Source organism: Faecalibacterium sp. AF27-11BH (assembly GCF_003603005.1).
In the GTDB taxonomy this organism is placed as follows: Bacteria; Bacillota; Clostridia; order Oscillospirales; family Ruminococcaceae; genus Faecalibacterium; species Faecalibacterium taiwanense.
Window position 1 is genome coordinate 1 of sequence record NZ_QVGS01000025.1, and the last position, 3,220, is coordinate 3,220.

Annotated in this window: 3 protein-coding genes; all 3 read left to right on the forward strand. The window is 54.9% G+C overall.

What is annotated here, in order from left to right:
• Positions 1-1,815 (forward strand): DNA topoisomerase (locus DWY76_RS13555; protein ID WP_243112062.1); only part of this gene is annotated, 1,815 nt, incomplete at its 5' end.
• Positions 1,815-2,702, forward strand: coding sequence for an LPD16 domain-containing protein (locus tag DWY76_RS13560; protein WP_120081592.1), 888 nt, complete (start codon positions 1,815-1,817; stop codon positions 2,700-2,702). The genes DWY76_RS13555 and DWY76_RS13560, both read left to right, overlap by 1 nt.
• An 8-nt stretch (positions 2,703-2,710) precedes the next feature.
• On the forward strand, positions 2,711-3,220 hold a 510-nt coding region (locus DWY76_RS13565), incomplete at its 3' end, for a YodL domain-containing protein (RefSeq protein ID WP_120081595.1).

The window sequence follows — 3,220 nt, forward strand, 5'->3', positions numbered from 1 at the left end:
AGTAACAAAGTCAGAAAAGTCACCTCCGAGAACTATCCTACAGACGCAGGGCGCGAGGGAGAACTGATCTTCCGCTTGGTGTACCAGCAAGCAGGCTGCAAAAAGTCCTTTTCTCGCCTGTGGTTGTCCAGCATGGAGGAAAACGCCATCCGGGAGGGTTTCGCCCATCTCAAACCGTCAACTGAATACGATGCGCTGTACAACGCAGCACTCTGCCGGGAACGTGCCGACTGGATGGTTGGCATCAATGCGTCCCGGCTTTTTTCGTGCCTGTACGGTCAACCGCTGGCGGTAGGGCGTGTTATGACCCCGGTGCTTGCCATGACGGTGGTGCGAGAAGCCGCCATTGCCGCCTTTACCCCGGAAAAATTCTACACAGTGGATCTGGAACTGACCAGCGGCTGCACGGCATCCAGCCGCCGCATTCCTGAAAAATCCGTTGCTGAAAAACTGTTGAAAGCCTGCCGAAAGGAGATGGTAGCAACGATCCAGCGCATCACCCGCAAGGAAAAGTCCGAAAATCCACCACCACTGTATGATCTGACCACTCTTCAGAGGGACGCTAACCGCTTGCTGGGGTACAGCGCACAGCAGACTTTGGACTATGTACAGAGCCTGTATGAGAAGAAACTTACCACTTATCCCAGAACTGATAGCTGCTATATCACCGACGATGACGAGGAAATGCTGGAGGAACTGACTGAGGAGTTGGAGGGCTTTCTCGACATTACCTCGGCAGATGTAGATGAGGCTGTGCCCCGGACACGGCGCACCGTAAACCGGGAAAAAGTCACCGACCACCACGCCATCCTGCCCACCCGCAGTATGCTGCAAGCCGATCTGGACGCACTGCCCAAGGGGGAGCAGAACGTCCTGAAGCTCATCATCGCCCGGACGCTGATGGCAGTCAGCAAGCCCTTCCGGTATCTGGAAACCCTGCTGACCACCGAATGTGCCGGGGAGGAATTTACCGCCAAGGGCAAGGAGATTCTGGAAGAAGGCTGGAAGGCGGTGGAACGCAAGGTGCTGGCAGACATCTTGAACCGGAAGCAGGAACTCACCGCCCTGCCCAATGCAGCGGAAAACGAGTGCGGTATTCTCAACGCCGAGCTAAAGGAGGGTCAAACGTCCCCGCCGAAGCATTTTACTGAGGACACTCTGTTGCACGCTATGGAAACCGCCAGTGCGGACAGTATGCCGGAGGGCGTAGAACGTCAGGGCATCGGCACCCCGGCAACCAGAGCCGCCACCATCGAAAAGCTGGTGCAGAAGGGCTTTCTGGAACGGAAAGGCACCAAGAAAACCAAGGTGCTTCTGCCCACCGACAAGGGCAAAGCCCTCATCACCGTGATGCCCGAAGAAATCCAATCCCCGGAAATGACCGCTGATTGGGAAACAAAACTGCTGCAAATCGAGCGCAGCGAAATGGAGCCGGAAACTTTTATGACTGAAATCAAAGAGATGATCTCCTCGCTGGTAACGACCACCGAGGCTGCGAAGGGAGCGAATGCGCTTATGAAAAACAAAATCATTGGTGTCTGTCCGAACTGTGGGAAGCCTGTCGTGGAGCGTGAAAAGGGCTGGTTCTGTGAGAACAGGGAGTGCCGTTTCGTGCTGTGGAAGGACAATGCGTTCTTCAAGCGTCTGGGCAAGCGGCTGGACGCTCATGTGGCAGACAAGCTGCTGCGGGATGGTCGTGTCCGCTTGAAGGACTGCAAGAGCGCCAAGGGCAAGACCTACAACGCCACCGTCCTGCTGTCCTGTGAAGCTGATGGCCGCAGCAGGTTTTCTCTGGAATTTGAAGGTGGGTGCTGATGGAACAAACCAAAGAAGCTGTTTATCTCATCAATGACGACAAATACTTGCATCTGCGAGAGAATGGCGCAGGCGTCGGCTTTGCCACCTACAACAAGGCAACTGGTGAGCCGCTGGAAAGCGGGCAGATCTCGGAAAAGAACCTGCCGCCCGATGGCAGGAACGCCATTTCTGCCGCTCGGAACTGGTATCTGTTTGAACTTTCGGACGATGACCGCAAGGTCATCCAACAGGAAAGCGTAAAGATCCTCGAAAACATCCCGCAGGCGGGCATCGGCAGGCGGCGCATCTGGGAGCCGGAAACGCTGCCGAAGGATATTCGTCTCATCAACAGCCACTATGATGACCTCTATCGCATTCCAGATGGCGGCGTGATTCAGGTGGATTACCCGGATGGGCGCAGTTTTACGGCACGGGTGGAACATCTGGATGATTATCACTTTGACATGGGCGGTCTGGGCAATGTGTTCCACATCTGCCAGTTTGCCGAGGTCATGGAGCGGAACCATGCCGACTTCTACCCCGAAATTCAGACACAGGACGAGCAGGCCGCATGGGAACTGGGTGGCAAAGGTTATCTTGCCATCCAGTCCTGTGAGGATGGATGGGACTACACCATTTACCACAGCGATTTTTCCGTGATGGACGGCGGGCAGCTGGGTGCCCCGGAACTGACCATTCAGGAAGCCCGTGAGCAGATTCTGGAAGCACACCACATGGAAAAGGGCCGGCGGCTACTGCAGGACTACGATGTAGTCATGGATAAAGTTGCGGAAGCCGAGGAACTGAGTGTAGACCATCGCCCTTCCACACTGGAAAAGCTGGCAGAACTGGCAAGTGATACGTCTGCGCCACAATCCTCTGCACGTTCTGCACCGGAACTGTGAGGTGGACGATGCAGCAAAAATGGAACCAGAATTTTGACGGTGAACCCATGACGGACATCTCGCAGAAGTTTCTGAACGCAGGGTGCGATGTTTATATGGTGATGCAGCTGCGGCATGACGAAAAAATCTTCGATGAAAGATTTGCTTCTATGCGGGAGTTGAATCGTCGGGGCAAAACGCCCGACCCGGAGCATTACGAGGTCACCTACTATGCTGATCTGCCCGCCATGTGGCAGGATGTGCCAAACAACGAGGTTTTGGAAGAACTGTTTCAGGTGTTCAACCTCTCCCGTCCGCAGGATTTTGAGGGACACAGCCTGTCGGTCAGCGATGTGATCGCACTTAAACGCAATGGCGAGGTGTCTGTGCATTATGTGGACAGCATCGGCTTCAAAGATTTACAGGGGTTTCTGGACAAGCAGCCGGAACGCCCTTCGGTGCTGATGAATCTTAAGGAAAAGTGCGATGCCCCGGAGTGCAACCCCATCGTCTGCCGGAAAGTGAGGGCTGAACATGAA